Origin of the sequence: Campylobacter sp. BCW_6464 (assembly GCF_001762775.1) — a bacterium.
Classification (GTDB): Bacteria; Campylobacterota; Campylobacteria; order Campylobacterales; family Campylobacteraceae; genus Campylobacter_D; species Campylobacter_D jejuni.
The window spans coordinates 1-3,182 of record NZ_MJXM01000002.1; the positions used below are offsets into that span (position 1 = coordinate 1).

Below are 3,182 nucleotides of genomic sequence, written 5' to 3' on the forward strand. Positions count from 1 at the left end.
GGGGGGGGGGGATTAAAGAACCCTGTTTAAATTCTAAAAAGATAGTTTTATCTTTAGCTACTATTTCTTTCTTAGCGAGTTGTGCTAATGCTACATTAAATTCTGAAATAAAAACTTATGATGAAGTTCATAAAAATACTAAAGCTAGATCGGCAAGTGTTTATCAGAATACTAATACGACTGTAAGTGGTTCAGAAACTAACGCAATAACCATTACTGGAAGCGGAACAACAAATTCCTTAACAATTGGATCAAACGGAACTTTGGGTAGTATAAATAATACAGATAGAATCATCTATGCCCATGCTAATGGTAGTAACACTCTTACTCTTACTAATCTTACCAATAATGGAACCATCAATGGTAAGGTAAGTGTAGAAAATAGTAGTGGCGGCTTTACAGGAACTATCACCGTTAATACCTTTGAAAATAAAAACCAAATCAATGGAAATGTCTATATGGGAATTTGGTCAAGTAGCCAAGGAACTCTTAATATAGATAAATTTAACAATAGTGGGACTATAACAGCTTCTAATGGTCAAGGAGTTTTTTTCGAAGGAAAAAATACTCATATAAAAACCTTTAACAATAGTGGAACCATTCAAAGTAATACTAGTCAAGGTGTTAATATAACCAAAGGAGCAAGTATACAAACCTTTACAAACAAAGGTTCGATCAGCGGAAGTGATGGTATAAGTATGAGTGGTGGAACTATAAATACTTTCATTAATACTGGAACCATAAATAGCACAGGAAAAACACAGCCTTCAGCATATGGAGCTTCATCAGGTATAAGCTTAAGCTATAATACAATAAAAACTTTTAATAATGAAGGTTTAATTTCTGGTATTTTTGGTTTAAATTTAACTAATGCTACTATAGAAAATTTTACTAACAAAGGAACCATAGAATCAACAAGCAATCATAATCTTGGAGCAGCTATCAATCTTATAACTTCTTATGCTGCTCCTTCTGTTATTAATAATTTTACTAATGAAGGAACCATTAAATCAAAATCTAATGGTATTTTTGCAGAAGCGGGTAATAAAATAGAAACCCTTGTTAACAAAGGCATTATAGAAGCAAGCTTAAATGGTATAAGTTTTTATGATCATGGTTATGGTAGTGGTGATAGAATGGAACTAGGTAAAATCATCCTAGAAGAAGGCAGTAGCATTAAAGCTGGAAATAATGGTATTAATATAGATAATGGAAGCTCTAAGGTTATTGAAGCTGATACCATTGAAGTAAAAAAAGGCGCTATTGTAAGCGGCAATAACGCTGGAATTTATCTAGGAGGCGGTAAAGAAATCAACACCCAAATCACCATAGCAGGTGAAGTAAGTGGTGGAGCTGCTGGTATAGTCAATGAAGGTGTTATAGGTGGTAGTACTAGTTCAGGTAACACAGGTGGCATTATCATCTCAGGAGGTAGTGTTAGCTCTTCAAGTGGAGGCTCTGGTATAGTCAATCAAGGCAATGGTTCTATAGCAGGTGAAATCAAAGTAGAAAGTGGAGGTTCAGTTGAAGGTGGTATTACCAATACAGGAAGTGGTTCTATCTCAGGAAATATAGTAGTAGAAAATGGTGGTAAACTTGATTCTATCACTAACACTTCTACTTCTGATACAGGTATTTCAGGTTCTATCACTAACAATAGTGATAATAAACTTGAAATTTCTAATGGAGAAGGTGCTACTATAGGTGGAGGTATTACAAATAATGGTAATGCTGATTTAGTTATTTCCAACCAAGGCTCAGTAGGTAAAGATGATCATGGTAATACAGTAACTAACAATGGTAGCGGTAATGTTGGAATTAAAGATTGGGTTGTTTCTACAGATAAAGAAACAGGTAAATTAGACACTATAGTTGTAGGTGGAAATGGTAAAGATAATGTAAAAGTAGAAAACATCACCGTAGATCAAAGCAATGTTAATCTTGATGAATTAGGCAATATAAACAATATCATCTCAGGTGTTAATCAAAACAATATTGGCAATATAGGAACCAATGGAGGTGGAGAAATATCTTTAAGCTTTGATCCAATAACAGGAAAGCTTACTACAGATTATCATCTTAATGCTTCCATATCTGGAGCAACCTTTAGATCTTTAATCTCTACTACTACAAGAAGATCTACCTTTATAGACAATGTTATGGGTAATTCTATGCAAAGCTTTGCTTTAGCTTCTTCAAGTAAATCTCAAAGCATCGCTATGTCTGAAAAGGGTAATTTATATGCAGATGCAAGTGATTATATAAAGAGTGATTTAAATAATGGAAGCTATGGTTCTAATAAAGAACATTCTTTATTCATCCTTCCTTATACTTCTTCACAGAATGTTGAACTTTCTTTAAATGAAGAAAGTAAAGGACACACTAAAGGAACCATTATAGGTTATTCTACTTTAAAAGACAGTGGAATATATGGTGTGTATGCAGGTTATGAAGATACAAAAATGGGTTCAACTTATTTTGATATTAATAATAGAACCTATTATGCAGGTTTAAAATACTTTAATACCTTATTTACTACAGAAAAAGGTCAAGAAGTTTATATCAAGGCTCAAGGTAAAGCTGCTTTGATTAAAAATGATTTAACTAAAAAAATAGGAAATAATGAAGCTAAAGCTGAACCTAATTCTTATGCTTATGGAGTCAATACAGCCTTAGGTATGAATTTTATTTCTAATAAAGATATATTCTCCCCTGAAATAGGTCTTGCTTATGAAGGAGGCTATACTGAAGCTTTTTCTATGAAAGACACTATAGGACAAGCAACAGTTAAAGGTGGAGAAAGAACCTATGCAAACTATTTAAATCTTTTCTCTACTAAAACAAGCTTTACTTGGTTTAGAGATTGGTTGCCTAATTTAAAAACTTCAGTAGAACTTGGAGCTAAGTTTAATATCAATCCTAAAGTAGAAGCTGAGGCTAGATTTGGAAATATAAAAGTAAGTGATGAGTTTGATTTACCAAGAGTACAAAAATTTGTAAGCACTTCTTTTATCGTTCCTGTTAATGAAGCTTTCTATTTTAGTTTAAACTATAATGGAATGTTTGATAAAGATGGCAATACCCATACAGGATTTGCTCAGTTTAATTATCTTTGGTAATCTTATAAAAGATCATACTTAGTTTAATTAGTTTACTCTCCTACTTGTTAAAAATTTCATCCT

1 protein-coding gene is annotated in these 3,182 nt (G+C 32.6%); it reads left to right on the plus strand.

What is annotated here, in order from left to right:
- Positions 1-458 precede the first annotated feature (458 nt).
- Complete coding sequence (locus tag AJ885_RS00010) at positions 459-3,119, plus strand: hypothetical protein (RefSeq protein WP_410002260.1); 2,661 nt, start codon at positions 459-461, stop codon at positions 3,117-3,119.
- Positions 3,120-3,182: the final 63 nt, after the last annotated feature.